Origin of the sequence: Micromonospora sp. URMC 107, from assembly GCF_051386315.1 — a bacterium.
Taxonomy (GTDB): Bacteria; Actinomycetota; Actinomycetes; order Mycobacteriales; family Micromonosporaceae; genus Micromonospora.
Genome location: NZ_JBPQTK010000023.1, coordinates 33,528 through 53,427, shown reverse-complemented (window position 1 = coordinate 53,427; position 19,900 = coordinate 33,528). Strand labels below are relative to the sequence as shown.

14 protein-coding genes are annotated in these 19,900 nt (G+C 74.3%); 9 read left to right on the top strand and 5 right to left on the bottom strand.

From position 1 onward, the window contains the following. Nucleotides 1–21: 21 nt before the first annotated feature. The 4 genes from gatC to ACSNN9_RS08300 all read left to right on the top strand — a co-directional run bounded on the left by gatC (nt 22) and on the right by ACSNN9_RS08300 (nt 5,844). Nucleotides 22–327, top strand: a complete 306-nt coding sequence (gatC, locus tag ACSNN9_RS08315; RefSeq protein ID WP_350926882.1) for an Asp-tRNA(Asn)/Glu-tRNA(Gln) amidotransferase subunit GatC — start codon at nt 22–24, stop codon at nt 325–327. After that, nucleotides 324–1,805: an Asp-tRNA(Asn)/Glu-tRNA(Gln) amidotransferase subunit GatA gene (gatA, locus tag ACSNN9_RS08310; protein WP_436672281.1), complete on the top strand. Its 1,482-nt coding sequence runs from the start codon at nt 324–326 to the stop codon at nt 1,803–1,805. The genes gatC and gatA overlap by 4 nt, the downstream gene beginning before the upstream one ends. Nucleotides 1,806–1,818: 13 nt before the next feature. Next, the gene (gene gatB, locus ACSNN9_RS08305) at nt 1,819–3,312 is read left to right on the top strand and encodes an Asp-tRNA(Asn)/Glu-tRNA(Gln) amidotransferase subunit GatB (RefSeq protein ID WP_358084675.1); all 1,494 of its coding nucleotides are present in this window, start codon (nt 1,819–1,821) and stop codon (nt 3,310–3,312) included. A gap of 174 nt (nt 3,313–3,486) precedes the next feature. Next, nucleotides 3,487–5,844 (top strand): transketolase-like TK C-terminal-containing protein, encoded by a 2,358-nt coding sequence (locus tag ACSNN9_RS08300; protein ID WP_436672279.1) that lies wholly within the window; start codon nt 3,487–3,489, stop codon nt 5,842–5,844. A 769-nt stretch (nt 5,845–6,613) separates the two neighbouring features. On the opposite strand, the gene ACSNN9_RS08295 is transcribed toward ACSNN9_RS08300, so the two are convergent. From ACSNN9_RS08295 to ACSNN9_RS08285, 3 genes are all read right to left on the bottom strand, one after another. Then, nucleotides 6,614–8,188 carry a metallophosphoesterase gene (locus ACSNN9_RS08295; protein WP_436672278.1) on the bottom strand — a complete coding sequence of 525 codons (1,575 nt, stop codon included), beginning with the start codon at nt 8,186–8,188 and terminating at the stop codon, nt 6,614–6,616. A gap of 57 nt (nt 8,189–8,245) precedes the next feature. Further along, entirely contained in the window at nt 8,246–9,421 is a 1,176-nt protein-coding gene (locus ACSNN9_RS08290) for a PQQ-dependent sugar dehydrogenase (protein WP_436672276.1), read from the bottom strand. Between the two features lie 67 nt (nt 9,422–9,488). Then, the gene (locus tag ACSNN9_RS08285; protein ID WP_436672275.1) at nt 9,489–11,300 is read right to left on the bottom strand and encodes a SpoIIE family protein phosphatase; all 1,812 of its coding nucleotides are present in this window, start codon (nt 11,298–11,300) and stop codon (nt 9,489–9,491) included. A 191-nt stretch (nt 11,301–11,491) separates the two neighbouring features. Between ACSNN9_RS08285 and ACSNN9_RS08280 the strand changes: the two genes are divergently transcribed. Continuing rightward, complete coding sequence (locus tag ACSNN9_RS08280; RefSeq protein ID WP_436672273.1) at nt 11,492–12,418, top strand: 2-hydroxyacid dehydrogenase; 927 nt, start codon at nt 11,492–11,494, stop codon at nt 12,416–12,418. Nucleotides 12,419–12,439: 21 nt separating this feature from the next. On the opposite strand, the gene ACSNN9_RS08275 is transcribed toward ACSNN9_RS08280, so the two are convergent. Then, nucleotides 12,440–12,817, bottom strand: a complete 378-nt coding sequence (locus tag ACSNN9_RS08275) for a PH domain-containing protein (protein ID WP_436672272.1) — start codon at nt 12,815–12,817, stop codon at nt 12,440–12,442. A gap of 204 nt (nt 12,818–13,021) precedes the next feature. Here ACSNN9_RS08275 and ACSNN9_RS08270 point away from each other — a divergent pair, with 204 nt between their 5' ends. Together ACSNN9_RS08270 and ACSNN9_RS08265 are read left to right on the top strand one after the other, a co-directional pair. Then, a complete protein-coding gene (locus ACSNN9_RS08270; protein WP_436672270.1) occupies nt 13,022–15,169 on the top strand; it encodes an EAL domain-containing protein in 2,148 nt (715 codons plus the stop codon). A gap of 94 nt (nt 15,170–15,263) precedes the next feature. Further along, the gene (locus ACSNN9_RS08265; protein ID WP_436672268.1) at nt 15,264–16,097 is read left to right on the top strand and encodes a MerR family transcriptional regulator; all 834 of its coding nucleotides are present in this window, start codon (nt 15,264–15,266) and stop codon (nt 16,095–16,097) included. A gap of 10 nt (nt 16,098–16,107) precedes the next feature. On the opposite strand, the gene ACSNN9_RS08260 is transcribed toward ACSNN9_RS08265, so the two are convergent. Beyond that, nucleotides 16,108–17,127, bottom strand: a complete 1,020-nt coding sequence (locus ACSNN9_RS08260; RefSeq protein WP_436672267.1) for a LacI family DNA-binding transcriptional regulator — start codon at nt 17,125–17,127, stop codon at nt 16,108–16,110. A gap of 373 nt (nt 17,128–17,500) precedes the next feature. Between ACSNN9_RS08260 and ACSNN9_RS08255 the strand changes: the two genes are divergently transcribed. Beyond that, nucleotides 17,501–18,790, top strand: a complete 1,290-nt coding sequence (locus ACSNN9_RS08255) for an ABC transporter substrate-binding protein (protein WP_436672266.1) — start codon at nt 17,501–17,503, stop codon at nt 18,788–18,790. 83 nt (nt 18,791–18,873) lie between these two features. Further along, nucleotides 18,874–19,890: a carbohydrate ABC transporter permease gene (locus tag ACSNN9_RS08250; protein WP_436672265.1), complete on the top strand. Its 1,017-nt coding sequence runs from the start codon at nt 18,874–18,876 to the stop codon at nt 19,888–19,890. The last annotated feature ends 10 nt before the right edge of the window (nt 19,891–19,900 follow it).

Genomic DNA, 19,900 nt, shown 5'->3' with positions numbered 1-19,900 from the left:
ACCGTCACGAAGGGGGCACCGATGGCCGCCATCTCCCGCGAGGAGGTCGCGCACCTGGCGCGACTGTCGCGGCTCGCCGTCACGGAGGAGGAGCTGGACACCTTCGCCGGCCAGCTCGACGTGATCCTCCAGGCGGTCGCGCAGGTCGGCGAGGTCGCCGCGGCGGACATCCCGCCGACGTCGCACTCGGTGCCGCTGACCAACGTCCTGCGGGACGACGTGGTGGTGCCCGGGCTGACCCCGCAGGAGGCGCTGTCGGGCGCGCCCGACGCCGAGGAGCAGCGGTTCCGCGTACCGCGGATCCTGGATGAGGATGTGGCGTCATGACGCAGACCGACCTGACCAGACTGACCGCGACGGAGATCGCGGGGCTCGTCGCCAGCGGTGAGACCTCCGCCGTCGAGGTCACCCGGGCGCACCTGGACCGGATCGCCGCCGTCGACGACCGGGTCAACGCGTTCCTGCACGTCGACGCCGAGGGCGCGCTCGCCGCCGCCGGCGAGGTCGACGCCCGCCGCGCCGCCGGCGAGCAGCTGGGCCCGCTGGCCGGCGTGCCGGTGGCCGTCAAGGACGTGCTGACCACCAAGGGCGTGCCGACCACCGTCGGGTCGAGGATCCTGGAGGGCTGGCGCCCGCCGTACGACTCGACGATCGTGCAGCGGCTGCGCGCCGCCGGCACGGTGATGCTCGGCAAGACCAACATGGACGAGTTCGCGATGGGCTCCTCCACGGAGTACTCGGCGTACGGGCCGACGCACAACCCGTGGGACCTCAGCCGCATCCCCGGCGGCTCGGGCGGTGGCAGCGCCGCGGCGCTGGCCGCGTACGAGGCGCCGCTGGCGATCGGCTCCGACACCGGCGGCTCGATCCGCCAGCCCGGCGCGGTCACCGGTACCGTCGGCGCGAAGCCCACCTACGGCGGCACCTCCCGCTACGGCCTGGTGGCGTTCTCGTCCTCCCTGGACACCCCGGGCCCCTGTGCCCGTAACGTGCTGGACGCGGCGCTGCTGCACGAGGTGATCGGCGGGCACGACCCGCGCGACTCCACCTCGATCCCGCAGCCGGTGCCGGACGTGGTGGCCGCCGCCAGGCTCGGCGCGACCGGCGACCTGACGGGCGTGAAGCTCGGCATCGTCACGGAGTTCGTCGGCGAGGGCGCCGAGCCGGGCGTGATGGCGGCGTTCCGCGAGTCGGTCGACGCGCTGACCAAGCTGGGCGCCGAGATCGTCGAGGTGTCCTGCCCCCACTTCCGGTACGCGCTGCCGGCGTACTACCTGATCGCCCCGAGCGAGGCATCCTCCAACCTGGCCCGGTTCGACGGCGTCCGGTTCGGCCTGCGGGTCGGCGACGACGGCAACCGGTCGCTGGAGGAGGTCATGTCGCTGACCCGCGAGGCCGGCTTCGGGGCCGAGGTCAAGCGCCGGATCATGATCGGCACGTACGCGCTCTCGTCGGGCTACTACGACGCCTACTACGGGCAGGCGCAGAAGGTCCGGACGCTGATCACCCGGGACTTCACCGCCGCGTTCGAGCAGGTCGACGCGCTGATCTCGCCGACCACCCCGTTCGTGGCGTTCCCGATCGGCGCGCGCACCGCCGACCCGTACCAGATGTACCTGGCCGACCTGTTCACCATCCCGACGAACCTGTACGGCGGGCCGGGCATCTCGGTGCCGTGCGGGCTCTCCGACGGGCTGCCGGTCGGCTTCCAGGTCATGGCGCCGACGATGGCCGACGACCGCATGTACCGGGTCGCCGCCGCGCTGGAGAGCGTCGTCGGCACCTTCACCCCACCGGCACTGTGAGGCAGGAGCTCAGATGACGACGACACTGCCCGCGTACGACGAGGTCGTCGCGCGCTACGAACCGGTGATCGGCCTGGAGACCCACGTCGAGCTGGGCACGAACACCAAGATGTTCTGCGGCTGCCCGACCGACTTCGGTGGCGAGCCGAACACCCGGGTCTGCCCGGTCTGCCTGGGCCTGCCGGGCTCCCTGCCGGTCGCCAACCGGGCCGCCATCGAGGCGACCATCCGCATCGGCCTGGCGCTGAACTGCTCGATCGCCGAGTGGTGCCGGTTCGCGCGGAAGAACTACTTCTACCCGGACATGCCGAAGGACTTCCAGATCAGCCAGTACGACGAGCCGCTGTGCTTCGAGGGCTACCTGGACGTCGAGGTGAACGGCGAGCTGGTCCGGATCGGCATCGAGCGGGTGCACCTGGAGGAGGACACCGGCAAGACGCTGCACGTCGGCGGCGCCACCGGGCGCATCCACGGCGCCACCGAGTCGCTGGTCGACTACAACCGGGCCGGCATCCCGCTGGTGGAGATCGTCACCAAGCCGGTTCCCGGCACCGGCGCGCTGGCCCCCGAGGTGGCCCGCGCGTACGTCACCGAGCTGCGCGACGTGATCCGTTCCCTGGGCGTCTCCGACGTGCGGATGGAGGAGGGGTCGCTGCGCTGCGACGTGAACACCTCCCTCAACCTGCCCGGCGAGGAGTGGGGCACCCGGACGGAGACCAAGAACGTCAACTCGCTGCGGTCCGTCGAGCGGGCCGTCCGGTCGGAGATCATCCGGCAGGCGTCCGTGCTCGACGCGGGCGGCCGGATCACCCAGGAGACCCGGCACTTCCACGAGGACACCGGCGACACCACGCCGGGCCGGTCCAAGGAGACGGCGACCGACTACCGGTACTTCCCGGAGCCCGACCTGGTGCCGCTGGCCCCGGACGCCGCCTGGGTCGCCGAGCTGAAGGCCGCGCTGCCCGAGCTGCCCCGGCTGCACCGCCGGCGGCTCCAGGAGCAGTGGGGGCTCTCCGACGCGGACATGCAGTCGGTGCTCAACGCTGGCGCGGTCGAGCTGATCGAGGCCACGGTCGCCGCCGGCGCGACCCCCGCCGCCGCCCGCAAGTGGTGGCTGGGTGAGCTGTCCCGGCGGGCCAACGAGACCGGCGTGGAGCTGGCCGACGTCGGGGCCACCCCGGCGCAGGTGGCGGAGCTCCAGGGCCTGGTCGACGCCGGCAAGCTCAACGACAAGCTGGCCCGCGCCGTCCTGGAGGGCGTGGTGGCCGGTGAGGGCTCGCCGACGCAGATCATGACCAACCGGGGCCTGGAGGTCGTCTCCGACACGGGCGCGCTCACCGCCGCCGTCGACGAGGCGATCGCCGCCAACCCCGACATCGCCGACAAGATCCGCAGCGGCAAGGTCGCCGCGGCCGGCGCGCTGGTCGGCGCGGTCATGAAGACCACCCGGGGCCAGGCCGACGCCAAGACCGTCCGCGAGCTGATCCTGGAGCGCCTCGGCGCCTGACCGACAGGGAAGGCACCTTCCTGACGCCCCTCGTACAGGGAGGTGCCTTCCGTAACCCCGAGCCGCCGCGTGCGCCCGTCGCGCGCGGCGGCTGCGCAGCTCGAAGCACCTCGCGCGACCCGCCCGCCCCCGACCGGCCGTCAACGGTGACGTGCCGGACCCCTGGAGTCGACCGTGAACCGTACCGACCTCGACGTCCTCGACGAGATCCAGCAGCGGGTGCTCTGGCTCGCGACCCGGATCGTGGACGCGGCCAACCACGACCGAGACACCGGCGACGGGGTGAAGGTGGGCGGGCACCAGGCGTCCAGCGCCTCGCTGGTCACGGCGATGACGGCGCTGTGGTTCGCGCACCTCGACGCCGAGGACCGGGTGGCCGTCAAGCCGCACGCCTCGCCGGTCTTCCACGCCATCCAGTACCTGCTGGGCAACCTCGACCGCTCCTACCTGACGAGGCTGCGCGCCCGGGGCGGGCTCCAGTCGTACCCGTCGCGGACCAAGGACCCGGACGAGGTGGACTTCTCCACCGGCTCGGTCGGGCTCGGCGCGGCGGCGCCGCTGTTCGCCGCCGCGACCCGCCGATACGTCGACGCGCACTTCGGGGCCCGCCCGCGCTCCCGGTTCGTCGCGCTGATCGGCGACGCCGAACTGGACGAGGGGAACATCTGGGAGGCCGTCGCCGACCCGGCCACCACCGGCCTGGGCAACGTGATGTGGCTGGTCGACTTCAACCGGCAGTCGCTGGACCGGGTGGTGCCCGGGGTGCGGATCAACCAGTGGCGGGGCCAGTTCGAGGCCGCCGGCTGGCACGTGGTCGAGGTCAAGTACGGCCGCCGGCTCGCCGAGGCGTACGCCCGGCCGGGCGGCGAGGCGCTGCGCGTCTGGATCGACGCGATGCCCAACGAGCAGTACCAGTCGCTGTTCGGGCTGACCGGCGCGGCGCTGCGCAGGCAGTTCCTCGACGGCGCGCCCGACGGGATCGAGGCGTTCATCGCCGACATCGGCGACGACGAGCTGGGGCCGCTCGTCACCGACCTGGGCGGGCACGACATGGCGGCGATGCTCGACGCGTACGCCCAGTGCGACGCCGTCACCGACCGGCCCAGCGTGGTCTTCGCGTACACCGTCAAGGGGTGGGGGCTGCCGATCGCCGGCAATCCGCGCAACCACTCGGCGCTGCTCACCACCGAGCAGCTCGACGCGCTGCGCGCGGCGCACGGACTGACGCGGGAGACCGAGTGGGACCGCCTGGACCCGGCGTCCCCGGCCGGCATCCGGGCCGGCGAGCGCCGGGAGGCGCTGTCCCGCGCGCCCCGCGAGCGGGCGCTGGGCGTCACCGTCCCGGACACGACGCGGGTACGCGCGAACAAGCCGATCTCGACGCAGGAGGTCTTCGGCCGGGTGCTGGTCGAGCTGGCCCGCAACCCCGAGGTGGGCCGATACCTGGTGACCACCGCGCCGGACGTCGCGACCTCCACCAACCTGGCCGGGTTCATCAACAAGACCGGCGTCTTCGCCCCGACGGAGCAGCGCTCCTGGACCGAGGACCGGATGCTGCGCTGGACCGAGAGTCCCGCCGGGCAGCACATCGAGCTGGGCATCTCGGAGATGAACCTGTTCCTGCTGCTCGGGCAGCTCGGCCTCGCCTGGGACCTGTCGGCGCAGCCGCTGCTGCCGGTCGGCACGGTCTACGACCCGTTCGTGCTGCGTGGCCTGGACGCGTTCCTCTACGGCACCTACTCGGGCTCCCGGTTCGTGGTCGCCGGCACCCCGTCGGGCATCACGCTCGCCCCGGAGGGCGGCGCCCACCAGTCGACCATCACCGCCTCGGTGGGCCTGGAACTGCCCGGGGTGACGTTCCTCGAACCCGCGTACGCGGCCACCCTTGACTGGCTGCTCTGCGACGCGCTGGGCCAGATCGCCGGCGGGGCGACCCCGTCCGCGACGGCCGCTCCCGCCGAGGACGGGGCGTACTACTTCCGGCTCAGCACCCGCCCGATCGACCAGGCGCCCTTCGAGGCGGCACGGGCCCGGCTCGGCGACGCGGTGCTGCGCCGGCAGGTGGTCGCCGGGGCGTACCGGCTGGTCGACGCCCACGAGGCGTACCCGCACCTGGCCGACGCCCCGGTGGTGCAGCTCGCCGCCTCCGGCGCGGTGCTGCCCGAGGTGCTCGAAGCGGCGGCGGAACTGGCCGAGGAGGGCATCGCCGCGCACGTCGTCGACGTCACCTCGCTGGACCGGCTCTACCGGGCCTGGCAGCGCACCCTGCGCCAGGGCGTACGCACGGCCACGGTGCCGAGCGTGCCCGGCGCGCTGCGCTCGGCGTTCGCCGACCGGGTGCCGGTGGTGACGGTGCACGACGCCGCCTCGCACGCCATGGCCTGGCTCGGCTCGGCGCTCGCCGCCCCGGCGGTGCCGCTGGGCGTGGACGAGTTCGGCCAGTCCGGCAGCGTCCACGACCTGTACGACCTGCACGACCTGCTGCCCGGCAGCATCGTCAACGCCGCCCTCGCGGCCCTCTCCCTGCGCTGATTCGCAGGGCGTCGTCCCCGGCCGGACCGCGCGGTGCCGCGCCGTGTCATGCCGCGCCGTGTCATGCCGCGCCGGGGCGGGCCGCACCGCGCTGTTCCGGGCCGTGACGTGCTGCTCGGAGTCGTGCCTGGGACGCCGGGTGGGCAGGTACCGCGGCCTGGTTCGGACGGCCGGCTCACTGCTTCGGCGTGGGCGGCCGCGCGGGCGACGGTCGCGTCGGTGCGGGACGTAGGCGACACGGCCTCGGTCCAGGAGGCAACTTGCACTGAGAGGGGCACGGTCCGCGAGCCAGCGCCAGGGTCATCTTCGCGGTCTCCGCCCGGAGGCAGCTGGCGACCATACTGGAATCACTGACAGTTTTCAGCCCTCGATGTGACTGAGGGTGACGGTTGGTGTGGGGTGCGACGGTGGTCACTTGCGCCCTTTGCTCTGCAGCCATCGACGCACCACGCTGCTGACCAGCAGCAACGTCGATACTGCCGATCGAAGGCAGCCAGGCTTTCGCTACTCGGAGTTGCTGGTGCGTCCGTGGATGCAGAGCAAAGCGTCCGAGTGGCTAGGTCGAGGGCCGGCGGTGCCGCTACTCAGCGCAATGGGCCCGAGTGGAGGGCAGTGCGCAAGGCGTTCAGGACGGACCGCGCGGCGCAGGGCGATCGGGGACAGAGCGAGCAGGGCAGGGCGACCAGCGGGTCGGCGGCAACGGGGTCGGGGGCAACGGGTCGGGGGCAACGGGTCGGCGTCAGCGGGGTCGGCGTCAGCGGGGTCGGGGTCAGCGGGTCGGGGTGGGGGTGACCGGGACGGGCGCGCCGGCCTTCGGGTCCTCCACGACGTGCCGCTCCAGGTTCACCTGCGCCTGCCCCGTGCCGCCGACGGTGATGTCGTCGTACGCCTGGAGCAGCTTGTCCTTGTCGAAGTAGAGCACGGTCATCGACAGCGGGGTGGGCTTCTCGCCCTCCAGGCCGCGCAGGCCGGCGCCGCCCGTGGACCCCTGCACCATCAGCTGGGTGGGTCCCTTCCCGGGCACCTCCGGCAGCTTCGAGACCTGCCGGTCGTGGGTGTGCCCGGCGAGCACCAGCGGGCAGGTGCCCGACAGCGGGCCGGCGGAGGCCGGGTCGTGCACCAGCGCGATGTCCACCGGGCGTGGCGAGCTGCCTACCGTGGCCGCGAGCTGGTCGCCGACGCCGATGAGCTGGTCCGCCGTCTGCCGGGTGAGCCCGCTGCCCGCCGGCGAGGTGTTCTTGTCGGGGGTGAAGCGCGGGTCGCCGATACCGGCGATCGTCAGCCCCGCGACCGTGGTGGTCGTGTTGTTCAGCACGATCGCGTTCGGCTGGCGGGCCACGGCCGCCGCCGTACGCCCCGAGTCGTGGTTGCCCCGGATGTAGACGTACGGCTTCTTGAGCAGACCGATCGAGCCGACGTACGAGGCCTCCGGCTCGGAGCCCCAGTCGGTGATGTCCCCGGTGTCGATCACCACGTCGATGCCGAACTGCTCGACGACGGTGCGGATGAGCTGCCAGCCGGTCGGGTTGAGGTGCATGTCGGAGACGTGCAGGACGCGGGTCGTGCCGGGGGCCGGCTCGTAGACCGGCAGCGACGACACGGTGGTGTAGAGCTGGCTGACGTTGCCGACGATGCGCTGGAGCTGCTCGGCGTACCGGCTGTAGTCGTTCGCAATCCGGCGGGCGTCACCGACGATCGCGGGGGCGTTGACCAGCAGCCCCTCGTAGCGCGGCTCCTCGATCGACTCCGGCCGGATGGTGGCCGCGGCGGCGCCGAGGCTGCCGGCGGTGATCACCAGCGCCAGCCCGCCGGCCCAGGCCGCCCGGCGGGTGTCGCGGAAGACCAGCAGGGCCAGCAGCAGGGTGACCAGCACCGCCGAGGCGAGCGTCCGCAGGCCGAGCCGCAGCACGCCCTCGCGGACGTCGTGGACGGCCGACTGGCTCGCCCGGTTGATGCTCGCCGGATCGTCGAGCAGCGCCTCGGTGCGGCTCTGGTCCAGCGCGCCCAGCTCCACCGTCAGGTGGGTCGGCCCGTCGTGGCTGTCGAGCAGCAGCGCACCCAGCGGCGGGATGTCGACGGTGGTGCCGCCGCCCATCGCCGGCGCGACCGTGAGGTCGGCCTGGAACGGGCCGATGTCGGTGCTCACCCGGCCGCCGGCGAGCACGCCGAGCACCGCGCCGACCAGGGCGATGACGAGGACCGCCAGGGTCACCCCGGTCGCGCGGAGGACTCGCCGGCCGGTCCGGTCGGCGCCGTCCGACCCCGGTGTCGGGCGCGGGGCGCGACCGGTCGCCGAGGCGCCCTCGTCCCGGTTCGCGTGCTGTTCGTTCTCCTGGCCGTCCATGGTGAGATTCTGACCTGCCCACTGAAGGATCTTGGGAAACCCCGACGAGCCGGTGCGTCAGCTCCGGCCGGCCCCGCCGCCGGCGAAGACGAGCCGCAGCAGCCGGTCGTCCTCGGGCACCGGCTGGCCCCGCCCGTCGTGGTTGGAGGTGCTGACCCAGATCGAGCCGTCGGGGGCGGCGGCCACGGCCCGCAGCCGGCCGAACCGGTCGGTCAGCAGCTCCCGCGGCTGGCCGAGCACGGTGCCGGTGTCGGTCAGCTCGACCAGCCAGAGCCGCTTGCCGCGCAGGCACGCGGTGACGAGCAGCCGGTCCACGGCGGTCAGCCCGGAGCAGGACGCGTCCGAGGTCGGCCACTGGGCGACCGGGTTGACGAAACGCTTGTCGTCGTCGCGCCCCTCGACCGTCGGCCACCCGTAGTTGCGCCCCTTGGTGATCTGGTTGATCTCGTCCCAGGTGTTCTGGCCGAACTCCACGGCGTACATCCGCTTGCCGGCGTCCCAGGCCATGCCTTGGACGTTACGGTGGCCCAGGGACCACACCGGGGAGTTCGGGAACGGGTTGCCGGGCGCCGGCCTGCCGTCCCTGGTGATCCGCAGGATCTTGCCGCCGAGGCGCTTGACGTCCTGTGCCTGCGGCCGGTCGCCGGCGTCGCCGGTGCTCGCGTAGAGCAGGCCGTCCGGGCCGAAGGCGAGGCCGCCGCCGTTGTGGATGCCGGCCTTGGGGATGCCGGTGAGGATCGGGGTGGGCGTGCCGCCCAGCTCCAGCCGGACGATCCGGTTGTCCCGCTCGGTGGTGTGGTAGACAAAGACCGTCCGGTCCCGCGCGTAGTCGGGCGAGACGGCGATGCCCATCAGCCCGCCCTCGCCGGAGGCCGCCACGTCCGCGATGGTCTGCACCGGGGTGACCTTCAGCCCGTCGGGCCCGGACTCGGGGCCGACCCGCAGGATCCGGCCGCTGTCCCGCTCGGTGACCAGCGCCGCGCCGTCGGGCAGGAAGGCGATCGCCCACGGCACCCGCAGGCCCTTGGCCAGCACGGTGGTGACGACCTCCTGGCCGGCGTCGCCGGGGCTCGCCGTCGCCGACGGCGTCGGGAAGTTGGGCGGCTCACCGGCCGGGTCGGGCTCCGGCTCGCCGAAGCTGCAACCGGCGGTCGCCAGCAGCAGCGCCGCGCACGAGGCCGCCAGGGCCGTCCGCAGACGGTGGACGCGGGGGTACGGGGGACGGGCGCTCACCGGCCCAGGGTAGTCCGCCGGGGAAGTCGGACCGGGGTCGACGGATCGGACCGGCTCCGTGGCGCGGTCAGATCGCCCGGACGGCGAGCAGCGCGACGTCGTCCTCGCGGTGGGGCGCGGCGGTCAGCAGCAGGTCGCAGAGCTTGCCCAGCGGCAGCCGGTGCGTGCCGTCGAGCCGGGCGACCAGCTCCGTCATCCCCTCGTCGATGGACCGGTCGCGCCGTTCGATGAGCCCGTCGGTGTAGAGCAGCAGGGTGTCGCCGGTTGCCAGGCGGGTGTGCCGGCTGGTGCGCCGCACCGGACGGTTCAGCCCGAGCAGCGGCTCCGGCGTGCCGGCGAGCACCTCGACCGTGCCGCCGGCCCGGACCACGAGCGGCGCGGGGTGGCCCGCGTTGCACCAGGCGACCCGCTGGCCGGCGTCGTCGGCGTCCAGCCGCACCAGGGTCGCGGTGGCCGCGGCGGGGATGTGCAGCCCGCGGATGGTCTCGTCCAGGCGGCTCATCAGCTCGCCGACCGTGTCGGGCCGGCCGTACGCGTTGCCCCGGACGAGGTTGCGCAGCTGGCCCATGGTCGCGGCGGCCTCGATGTCGTGCCCGGCCACGTCGCCGATCGCCGCGATCAGCTCCCCGCCGGGCTGGCGGAAGGCGTCGTACCAGTCGCCGCCGACCTCGACCCGGTCCGCCGCCGGCTGGTAGCGGGCGGCCAGCTCGAGGTCGTCGGTGACGGGCAGCCGCGGCAGCATGCTGTGTTGCAGCACGTGCGCGACGTGCCGCTGCTCGCCGTACATCCGGCTGTTGCCGATCGCCTGCCCGGCCCGGCGCCCGACGTCCTCGGCGATGAGCAGGTCGCTGTCGTCGAACTGCCGCCGCCGCGGGCCGTTGATCAGGGTGATGCAGCCGAGCACCCGCCCGGCGTCGGTGATCGGCACGCTGAGGTGCGAGGAGAAGCCCAGGCGGGCGGCGATCTCCGGCATCTCCGGTCCGATCGTGCCCCGCCGCACGTCGGCGAGGGTGCCGGCGCCGCCCAGCACGGGCCGCCCGGTGCGCAGCACCGCCCGGGTGATCGAGTCGGGGCTCAGCCCCGTGCGCATCAGCTCGGCGAAGCGGGCGACGTCCTGGGCCCGGGCCGGGTCGCGGTGCGCGGCGGTCACGTCGCGGGGCGCCCCGTCGGGCCCGACCAGGGTCACCAGGGACCAGTCGGCCAGCAGCGGCACCATCGTGTCGCGCAGGTGGCGCAGCGCGGTGGCCACGTCGAGCGTGCCGGCCAGGGTTCCGGCCAGCCCGGCCAGCAGCTCCAGCCGGCCGTTGGCCTCCTCGGCGCGCCGCCGCGCCTGCTCGGCGCCGTCGAGGGCGATCCGCAGCCGTAGCTCCGAGGAACACGCGGCGGCCAGGTCGGCGAGCGTCCGCAACTGCTCGGCGGTCCAGTCGCGCGGCTTGTCGTCGATCGCGCAGAGCGAGCCGAGGACGCGGCCCTCCAGGTCGGTCAGCGGCATCCCGGCGTACGCCACCACGCCCAGCTCGGGCACGGCGAGGTTGTCCCGCAGGGCGGGATGGAGCCGGGCGTCCGGCAGTACCATCGGGGTGCCGAGGTCGACGACGTGCTGGCAGAACGAGTGGCTCAGCGGGGTCTCCCGCCGGGTGGCCCACGGCCGGGCCAGGCCCACCTCGCCGGGGAAGAACTGGCGTTCGGCGTCCACCAGGGAGACCAGGGCGACCGGCACGTCGAGCAGGTCGCCGACCAGCCGGGCGAACCGGTCGAACGCCTCGTCGGGGGTGGCCGTCAGCCGGGTCTCGGCGAGGGACCGCAGCCGATCGGGGTCGCGGAGCGCCGGGATCGGGTCGGCCCGCTCCGGGGCGTCGTCGCGGGAGCCGTCGGTCATTGACCACCTGTCCGTGCCGGATGGAGGCCGACCGGCACTCCGGTCCTCCCTTATACCCCCTCCGAACCAGAATCGACTCGGTCGCCGCAACGTCACCCTGATCACCTCACCCGCGTCGGCGGGGCCCGTTCGGGTGCCGCGAGCCGCCCCGGCGGGCGGACGGACCCGCCGGGGGCCTATCGTCGGCGGGCGTGAAGGTATGGATCCCGCACCAGGCCGGTCGAGCGCTCCTCGGTGAGCTGCCGCCGGAGGTCACGGTCGAGGTGGCCGAGGACGCCTCCCGGCTCCCCTCGGAGACCACCGGCGTCCGGTTCTGGGTGCCGCCCTTCCTGGCCGGCGGGGACGCCACCGCGCTGCTGCGCGAGCTGCCCGACCTGGCGGTGGTGCAGCTCCTCTCCGCAGGGGCGGACGCGTGGGCCGGCCGGGTCCCGCCGGGCGTGACGCTCTGCGACGCCAGGGGCGTGCACGACCCGTCCACCGCCGAGTGGGTGGTCACGGCGATCCTGTCCCAGCTGCGCGCCTTCCCCGCCCTCGCCCGCGCGCAGGCCCGGCGCGAGTGGGCGTACGACGAGGTGGCCCCCACCGACGAGCTGGCCGGCAAGCGGGTGCTGATCGTCGGGGCGGGCTCCATCGGCACGGCGGTACGGGACCGGCTCGCGCCGTTCGAGGTGAGCTTCACGCTGGTGGCCCGGACCGCCCGCCCGGAGCAGGGCGTGCACGGCGTCGAGGAGCTGCCGGGGCTGCTTCCCGAGGCCGACGTGGTGGTGCTGCTGGTGCCGCTGACCGAGCGCACGCGGGGGCTGGTCGACGAGACGTTCCTCGCCGCCATGCGCGACGGCGCGCTGCTGGTCAACGCCGCCCGTGGGCCGGTGGCCCGGACCGAGGCGCTGGTCGCCGAGCTGCGTACCGGCCGGATCTCGGCCGCGCTGGACGTCACCGACCCGGAGCCGCTGCCCGCCGACCACGAGCTGTGGACGATGCCGAACGTGCTGCTCACCCCGCACGTCGCCGGCTCGGTACGCGGCCTGCTGCCGCGCGCGTACCGGCTGGTCGCCGACCAGGTCCGCCGGTTCGCGGCCGGCGAGCCGCTGATCAACACGGTGGTGGACGGCTACTGAGCGGTGCCGGCCCGGCGGTGCTCAGCCGGCCGCACCCGGCAGGGTCTGGCCCGTGGCCGAGACCAGCCGGGGCAGGTCGGTGCGGCGCACGGCCGGCAGCATGACGCGCTGGCCGTCGTCGAGCAGGGCGACCGCCCGACCGCGCTTGTCGGCGGCCAGCTCGACGACCCGCTCCCAGCCGATCCGCCGCTGCCCGACCAGCGCCCGCAGGCGCAGCTCGCGGGCGTCGGCGTCGGTGCCGGCCCGCCACGCCCAGACCGCGACGGCGATCGGGACGAGCAGCACCGGCAGCAGGTACCACCGGGCGCCGGCCACCGGCAGGGCGCCGAAGAAGGCGACGATCGCGGCGGCCAGGATCGCCTGGTTGTGCCGGAAGTGGACGGTGTCGGAGCTGCTCACCCCCCGATGATCCCACCCCCGCCGGCCCCGGTACGCGCCGGGCGGCGACCCGTGGGCCCGGCGCCGACAGTGACGCGGATCACTGCCGGCGTGGCGTCACCGACCTCGCGCCCGTTCGTTGGCGACTGATGGGCGGCGGACCCACCCCGAGTCCGGCGCCCCGCACCGTCGCACCGCCCGTGCCCCCTCACGAAGGCGACCGCCGTGCCCCTCGCGTACCCGCAACGCGCGTCCATTCCCCGTCCCGCCGTGCCGGACATCCTCGTCCTCGCCGCCGTCGCGCTGCTCCTGCTCGCCGGCGCGGCCGGTCGGGTGCCAGCCCTGGCCGTGGTGGCGCTGGCCGGCGCCGCCAGCTGCGCCCTGGCGGGCACCCGGCTCTCCCGGCTCACCGCGGCCGTGCTCCCGCTCGCGGAGCCGGGCCACCGGCCCGCCGTCGTCGGGTCGGGGCTGACCGCCGCCGCCGCGCTCTTCGTCGCGGGCCTGCCGCCGGCGGCGCGGCGGCCCCGCCCGTCCGCCCGCGTCCGGCTGCGCCGGGTCGTCGACGCGACCGCCGCCGGCCTGGGGCTGGTCCTCGCCGGTTGGCTGCTGCTGCCCCGCGACCGCCTCGATCCGCCGGTCCGGCTCGCCGTGGCCGCGACCCTGGGCGGGCTCGCGCTCGCCGTGCTCGTCGCGCTGACCGGGCCACACCGGCGTGCCGGCGCCGCCCGCTGCCGGGCCGGGGCGGCGCTCACCCTGGCCGGGCTGGTGATGCTGGCCGCGCTCCCCACGGGCGCGACACCGGACCGGGCGGCGCTGCTGTCCGTACCCCCGCTGGTGTCCGGGGTGCTGCTGACGGCGGCGGGGGCGCGGCGGGCGACCGGCCCGGAGCCCGCCCCGCCCGACCTGCCGACCAGGGTGTGGCCCCGGGCCGTGGTCCCGGCCGTCGCGGCCGTGGCGGCCAGCGGCTGGCAGCTGCGCGACGGCGGGCCGCCGGACCTCACCGCGGTCCTGCTCGCGCTCGCGTTGGCCCCGCCGCTGGTGCTGCGCGACCTGCTCCGGGCGGACGGCCCGGCGCAGGCGGCCCGCCCCGACGCCCCGCCGGCCCGGCACCGGTCGGCGGACCCGGACACCACCGGCGCGCCCGTGGACCGGCCGGCGCTGCTGCGGGCCCTCGCGGCCCGTCGGGACGCGCGGGCTCCCGCCGGCGCGCTGCTCGTCGTCGACCTGCACGGCCCCGGCCCCGCCTCGGACGGGCACCAGGTCCCCGAGGACGTGCTGGCCGAGGTGGTGCGCCGCGCCCGCGCCGTCGTCGGCCCCGGGGACCTGCTCGCCGATGTCACCGCGAACGGCTTCGCCGTGGTCACCGAGGTGGGCCCGGTGCTGGCGTACGCGCTGGGCACCCGGCTGCTCGCCGCGCTCACGCAGCCCTACCCGGTGGCGGGCGGGGTACTGCGGCTGCGCGCCGGTGTGGGCCTGGCCGAGCTCGGCGGCGGCGCCCCGGAGGCCGTGCTGCGCCAGGCGGACCTGGCCCGGCGCCGGGCCGTGCAGCTCGGTCGGGACCGGGTCGAGTGGTACGACGCCTACCTGGAGGAGCAGCTCGTCCGCCGGCTCGACCTGGAACGGGAGCTGCCCGGGGCGGTGGCCCGGGGCGAGCTGGACCTCGTCTACCAGCCGGTGCTCGCCCTGGCCGACCGGCAGCCGGTCGGCACGGAGGCGCTGCTGCGCTGGCGCAGCCCGGTGCTCGGCACGGTGCTGCCCGCCGAGTTCCTGCCGGTGGCCGAGGACCTCGACATGGTGGGGGAGCTGGGCTGCTGGGTGCTGGACCGGGCCTGCCGGCAGCTCGCCGCCTGGTCGGCGGGGAGCCGGCAGCTCTGGATGGCGGTGAACGTGACGGTCCGGGAGCTGACCGCGCCCGACTTCGTGCCGCGGACGGCGGCGGTGCTGGACGCGTACGGGCTGGCGCCGGACCGGCTGGTGGTCGAGGTGGCGGAGCCCCGGGTGGGCGCCGAGCTGCCGACGGTGGTGGCCCGGTTGGCGGGGCTGCGCTCGCTGGGCGTGCGCACCGCGCTGGACGACTTCCGGGCCGAGCACGCCTCGCTGGCCCAGCTCCGCCGGTTGCCGATCGACCTGCTCAAGGTCGGCCCGCAGCTGGTCGACCCGGCGGACCCGCAGCGCCCGCTGATCGACGTGGTGGTCAACGTGGGGGACCGGCTGGGGCTGGACATCGTGGCCGAGGAGCTGGAGTCGGTCAGCCTGGTCGACGGCGCGCGGCGGGCCGGCTGCCGGTACGGGCAGGGTTTCGCGCTGGCCCGCCCGGCGACCGCGGAGCGGGTCGAGGCGTACCTCGAGGAGTTCCCGTCGGCCTCGCGCTGACCGGCGACGGCCCGGGGCGGGCTCGCCCACGCCGGGCACCCGCGTGGCCGGGGTTGACTCTGACACCGTGTCAGGGCCGAACGTGTGAGGGGCCATGTTCACCATCGGAGACTTCGCCAGACTCGGCCGGGTGTCGGTCCGCATGCTGCGTCACTACGACGGCATCGGGCTGCTCCGCCCGGCCGCCGTCGACCCGCACACCGGATACCGGTTCTACCGGGCCGAGCAGCTCCGCCGGCTCAACCGGGTGATCGCCCTGAAGGAACTCGGGCTCACCCTCGGGCAGGTGCGGGCGATCCTCGACGACACCGTCGAGGTCGCCGAGCTGCGCGGCATGCTGCGGCTGCGCCGGTCGGAGCTGGAGGCCCAGCTTGCGGCCGACACCGCCCGGCTGGCCGGGGTCGAGGCGAGGCTCCGCATGATCGAGACGGAGGGTCGGATGACCAGCCAGGACGTCGTACTCAAGGAACTGCCCGCGGTCCGCGTGGCGGAGCTGACGGGGGTGGCCCGCAGCTACGAGACCCCGGAGATCTCCACCGTGATCCAGCCGCTCTACCCGGAGCTGTTCCGGCGCCTCGACGCGGCGGGCGTCGCCCCCGCCGGCCCGGGGCTGGCCTGGTACGAGCCCGCGGGGGAGGGCGAGACCGTGGTGGTGCACGCCGGGGTGACGGTGGCCGCCGGCCCCTCGACGGCCCGGGACTTCGCCGTCGTCGACCTGCCCCCGGTGCCCACCGCGGCGACGATCATCCACCACGGGCCGATGGACGAGGTGGGTCGCAGCATGCAGGCGCTCGCCTCCTGGCTGGAGGCGAACGGCTGGCGGGCCGACGGGTACGCCCGCGAGCTGTACCTGGACTACTGCCCGGACGATCCCGCGCAGGGCGTCACCGAGATCCAACTGCCGGTGGTGGCGAGGAGTCGCGAGTGACTGAAGCGGTTCAGCTGGCGCGCGGGGGCGCCGTGCTGCCCCGCGGGGTGAGGTGTGCCGTCTCGTCCTGCACCTGGCCGGCCGGCGCGCCGCCGATCACCGCGAGCAACTGCCGGGCGGCGTGCGCGCCGTACGCCGGGATGTCCCGGCCGAGCGCGGTCAGCGGCGGGTGCACCAACTGGCAGAGCGGCGAGTCGTCCCAGGCCACGATGGACAGGTCGCCCGGCACGGCGAGGCCCATCTCCTGGGCCACCGACAGCCCCGCTATCGCCATCACGTCGTTGTCGTAGATCACGGCGGTGGGGCGGCCGGCCGAGCTGAGCAGCCGGCGGGTGGCGCGCGCCCCCTCCTCGCCGGTGTAGTCGGACGGCACGGTGACCGCGTCGGCCAGGCCGAGCCGCCGGCACACCTCGGTGAACGCCTCGGTGCGGATCGCGGTGTGCAGCAGGGCGGGGAGGCCGCCGACGCGGGCGATCCGGCGGTGGCCGAGGGCGACCAGGTACTCCACGGTCTCCACCAGCGCCGCCGCGTCGTCGGACCACACGCTGGCCAGCCCGCCGGTGCCGCCCGGGCCGCCGATCACCACGGCGGGCAGGCCCAGCTCCTCCAGCACCGGCACCCGGCGGTCGTCGGCGCGCAGGTCGCAGACGAGGACGCCGTCCACCCGGCGCTCGCCCCACCACCGGCGGTAGACCGCGACCTCCGCCTCCTGGTCGGCCACCACCTGGAGGGTGAGGGCGTACGAGCGGGCGGAGAGTTCGGCCTCGACGCCGCTGATCAGCTCCATGAAGAACGGCTCGATGCCGAGCGTGCGGGCCGGGCGGCACAGGGTGAGGCCGACCGCGTCGGCGGTGGCCCCGGAGAGGGAGCGGGCGGCGCGGTTCGGGTTGAAGCCGATCTCGGCGGCGATGGCGAGGATCCGCTGCCGGGTGGCCTCGGAGACCCCGGGCTGGCCGTTCAGCGCGTAGGAGACCGCCCCCTTGGACACCCCGGCGCGGCGGGCGACGTCGGCGATCGTGGGCCGCTTCACCGGCGTACTCCTCCACTCTCCCGCCCGGGCGGGTGTCACCACGAGGCCGGGGCGACCGGCGGCGGTCCACGCTACTGCACCGGCCGGCGGCGGGCCGGTCCGACCGACGCGTGAGGTCGGGCCGGTCGCCGGCTTTCCCGGTTAAGTCGTCGGCGATCCACCGCCCCCTTGCCGTGGGCGCGCGGCCCGGTGCGCCTGCCAGACGCTCTACCTCCCATGATCGCGCTCCCACGGCGGCCTCAGGTTGCCGGGAGACGGCGGCGGTGACCGCCCGTTGACACTGCCGAAACCGGCCCGTACGGTGGCGGCACTTATCCGGTTCAGTCAACGGCTCTCGATGTCGGGAGCGTTCCCATCTGGCGCGGAGGATGACATGAGACGGTCCTTGACGCACTGGGCCAGGGCGGCCGCCGTCGGCGCGGTCAGCCTGGTCATGGTCGCGGCGTGCAGCGGCAACAGCGGGGGCGGCGGTGACTCCCGCGCCAGCGGCCCGGTCACCCTGAAAATCAACTTCTGGGGCGACTTCGGGCTCGACGAGCTCAAGACGAAGTACGAGGACGCCAACCCGAACGTCAAGATCAGCCTGAACACCGGCGAGTACAACGCCCAGCACGAGGACCTGCAGAAGAAGCTCATCGCCGGCTCCGGCGCGCCGGACATCGCCGCCATCGACGAGGGCTTCGTCGTCCAGTTCCGCGGCCAGGCCGACAAGTTCGTCAACCTGCTCGACAAGGGCGCCGGCACGTACGAGCAGAAGTACCTGCCGTGGAAGTGGAAGCAGACCCTGACGCCCGACGGCAAGGCCCAGATCGGCCTCGGCACCGACGTCGGCGGCCTGGCCATGTGCTACCGCACCGACCTGTTCGCCGCCGCCGGCCTGCCCACCGGGCGCGACCAGGTCTCCGCGCTCTGGCCCACCTGGGACCGGTTCATCGAGGTCGGCCAGCGGTACACGGCCAGGAGCGGCAAGAAGTTCATCGACTCCGGCACCAACGTCTTCAACCCCGTCCTCGGCCAGCAGCCGGTCGGCTTCTACGACGAGAGCGAGGCGCTGAAGATGGACGGCGGCCCGAAGGTCGCCTTCGACGTGGCGGCCCGCACCATCGCCGCCGACCTCTCGGCCAACCTCGCCGCGTTCTCCCCCGAGTGGAACAGCGGCTTCGTCAAGGGCAACTTCGCCGTGCTCGCCTGCCCGGCCTGGATGCAGGGGCACATCAAGAACACCGCCCCCGGCACCAGCGGCAAGTGGGACGTGGCCGCGATCCCCGGCGGGGGCGGCAACTGGGGCGGCTCCTTCCTGACCATTCCCAAGCAGGGAAAGAACGTCGACGAGGCGTACAAGTTTGTCGAGTGGCTCATCCAGCCCGAGCAGCAGATCGAGATCTTCAAGAAGGTCGGCAACCTGCCCTCCCAGCCGGCGCTCTACCAGGACCCGGCGATCAAGGACTTCACCAACCCCTTCTTCAACGACGCCCCGGTCGGCCAGATCTTCTCCAGCACGGCGGAGAACCTGACCCCGCAGTACCTCGGCCGGCGCAACGGCCCGACCCGGGTGGCGGTGGAGAACGTCCTCAACCGGCTGGCCACCGGAAACCTGAAGGGCAGGCCCGACCAGGCGTGGACCGAGGCGGTCAAGGAAGCCGAGAAGGCCGCCACGTCCTGACCGCGCGCCGGACCGGTCGGGGCGGGCGGCCCCGACCCGCCCGACCGGCCGGCCGTCCCCCTTCGGTCCCTGGAGGTCCCCCGATGTCCACCACCCGCGCCGCCCCCGCGACGCCCCGGCCCGGCCGGGACTCCGGCGCGGCGGCCAGCCACCGGAACCGCCCCTACGAGCCCGGTCGCTGGCGCACCCGGCTGCACCGCTTCGACACGCGCTACGCGCCGTACCTGCTGATCGCCCCGTTCTTCCTGCTCTTCGCGGTCTTCGGGCTCTTCCCGATCGTCTTCAACGGCGTGGTCGCGCTGCGCCACTGGCGGCTCGACGACCCGACGCTGACCGGCTGGGCCGGGCTGGAGAACTTCCGCCGCCTGTTCACCGACGACGACTTCTTCAACGCGCTCTCCAACACCTTCGGCATCTTCCTGCTCTCCACCGTGCCGCAACTGCTGCTGGCGCTGATCGTCGCGTCGCTGCTGAACCGGAAGCTGCGGGCCCAGACGTGGTTCCGGGTCGGGGTGCTGCTGCCGTACATCACCCCGGTGACCGCCTCCACACTGATCTTCTCCGTGGTCTTCGCCCGGGACACCGGCATCGCCAACTGGGCGCTGTCGCTGCTCGGCGTCGGGGAGACCGAGCCGATCGACTGGCGCTCCGCCAAGTGGTCCTCCTGGATCGCCATCGCCACCATGGTCAACTGGAAGTGGATCGGCTACAACGCGCTGCTCTACCTGGCCGCCATGCAGTCCATCCCGCGCGACGTCTACGAGGCCGCCGCCGTCGACGGGGCCGGACCGTGGCGCCAGCTGTGGCGGATCACCGTCCCGATGATCCGGCCGGTGGTCATCTTCACCGTCGTGCTCTCCACCATCGGCGGCCTGCAACTGTTCACCGAGCCGATGCTCTTCGACGCCAACCCGGCCCTGGGCCTCGGCGGCGACGACGGGCAGTGGCAGACCGTCGCGCAGCTCATCTACAAGGTCGGCTGGCGGGACCTGAACCTCGGCTACGCCGCCGCCATGTCCTGGGCCCTCTTCCTGGTCATCCTGCTCGTCGCGGCGGTCAACGCCCTGCTCACGAACCGCCTGGGAGGTGGTAAGCGGTGAGCGCGAGGAG

Excerpts from the sequence above, each read along its gene's own strand:
- gatC (WP_350926882.1), top strand. The coding sequence starts at position 22 with ATGGCCGCCATCTCCCGCGAGGAGGTCGCGCACCTGGCGCGACTGTCG.
- gatA (WP_436672281.1), top strand. The coding sequence starts at position 324 with ATGACGCAGACCGACCTGACCAGACTGACCGCGACGGAGATCGCGGGG.
- gatB (WP_358084675.1), top strand. The coding sequence starts at position 1,819 with ATGACGACGACACTGCCCGCGTACGACGAGGTCGTCGCGCGCTACGAA.
- ACSNN9_RS08295 (WP_436672278.1), bottom strand. The coding sequence starts at position 8,188 with ATGGACGGCCAGGAGAACGAACAGCACGCGAACCGGGACGAGGGCGCC.
- ACSNN9_RS08285 (WP_436672275.1), bottom strand. The coding sequence starts at position 11,300 with ATGACCGACGGCTCCCGCGACGACGCCCCGGAGCGGGCCGACCCGATC.
- ACSNN9_RS08265 (WP_436672268.1), top strand. The coding sequence starts at position 15,264 with ATGTTCACCATCGGAGACTTCGCCAGACTCGGCCGGGTGTCGGTCCGC.
- ACSNN9_RS08255 (WP_436672266.1), top strand. The coding sequence starts at position 17,501 with ATGAGACGGTCCTTGACGCACTGGGCCAGGGCGGCCGCCGTCGGCGCG.
- ACSNN9_RS08250 (WP_436672265.1), top strand. The coding sequence starts at position 18,874 with ATGTCCACCACCCGCGCCGCCCCCGCGACGCCCCGGCCCGGCCGGGAC.